Source organism: Bradyrhizobium sp. SZCCHNRI1009 (genome assembly GCF_032487575.1).
GTDB lineage: Bacteria > Pseudomonadota > Alphaproteobacteria > Rhizobiales > Xanthobacteraceae > Bradyrhizobium.
In genome coordinates this window covers 1-1079 of sequence record NZ_JAUEUL010000057.1, presented here as the reverse complement: position 1 = coordinate 1079, position 1079 = coordinate 1, and the positions used below count along the sequence as shown (strand labels likewise).

Annotated in this window: 1 protein-coding gene; it reads right to left on the bottom strand. The window is 69.0% G+C overall.

Going from position 1 to position 1079, the window contains the following annotated elements:
• Nucleotides 1-1057, bottom strand: a 1057-nt coding sequence (locus QX010_RS33025; RefSeq protein ID WP_316183718.1) for a cytochrome c3 family protein, incomplete at its 3' end; no start/stop codon positions are given.
• Nucleotides 1058-1079 lie beyond the last annotated feature (22 nt).

The window sequence follows — 1079 nt, the reverse complement described above, 5'->3', positions numbered from 1 at the left end:
ACTGCAGCGTGCCGGTCGGAATGTGCGGCGGCGTGGTCATGCCCTGCGCCGTCTTGCCGTTGTGGCAGGTCGCGCAGCTGGTGTCAGTCGCGGCATGCTTGAAGGCCGCGCCGCCCCAGCTGGTGAAGCCGCCCGAGGCGGCCTTGGCATGACAACTGACGCAGTCCGCCCCGCCAGTGGCGACGTGGTTCGGGTACGACGCGGTGCCCAGCGCTCCCTTGGTGCCCTGCCCGGTGAAGCTGCCGTTGTGACAGCTGTCGCAGCGTGCCGTCGCCACCGCGGTGTGGTTCATGGTGTAGGTCGTGAAGCTCGCCGCGGTGTTGGTGTGGCAGTTCGAGCACTGCAGCGTGCCGGTCGGAATGTGCGGCGGCGTGGTCATGCCCTGCGCCGTCTTGCCGTTGTGGCAGGTCGCGCAGTTGGTGTCGGTCGCGGCATGCTTGAACGCCGCACCGCCCCAGCTGGTGAAGCCGCCCGAGGCTGCCTTGCTGTGACAGCTGACGCAGTCGGCGCCGCCGGTGGCGACATGGTTCGGATACGACGCGGTGCCGAGCGCCCCCTTGGTGCCCTGGCCGGTGTAGTTGCCGTTGTGGCAGCTGTCGCAGCGCGCCGTCGCCACCGCGGCGTGGTTCATGGTGTAGGTCGTGAAGCTCGCGGCGGTGTTGCTGTGGCAGTTCGAGCATTGCAGCGTCCCGGTCGGGATGTGCGGCGGCGTCGTCATGCCCTGCGCCGTCCTGCCGTTGTGGCAGGTGGAGCAATTGGTGTCGGTGGCGGCATGCTTGAACGCCGCACCGCCCCAGCTGGTGAAGCCGCCCGAGGCCGCCTTGCTGTGACAGCTGACGCAGTCGGCGCCGCCAGTGGCGACGTGGTTCGGGTATGAGGCCGTGCCCAGCGCTCCCTTGGTGCCCTGGCCGGTGTAGTTGCCGTTGTGGCAGCTGTCGCAGCGCGCGGTCGCCACGGCGGCGTGGTTCATGGTGTAGGTGGCAAAGCTCGCCGCGGTGTTGGTGTGGCAGTTCGAGCACTGCAGCGTCCCGGTCGGGATATGTGGCGGCGTGGTCATGCCCAACGCCGTCTTGCCGTTG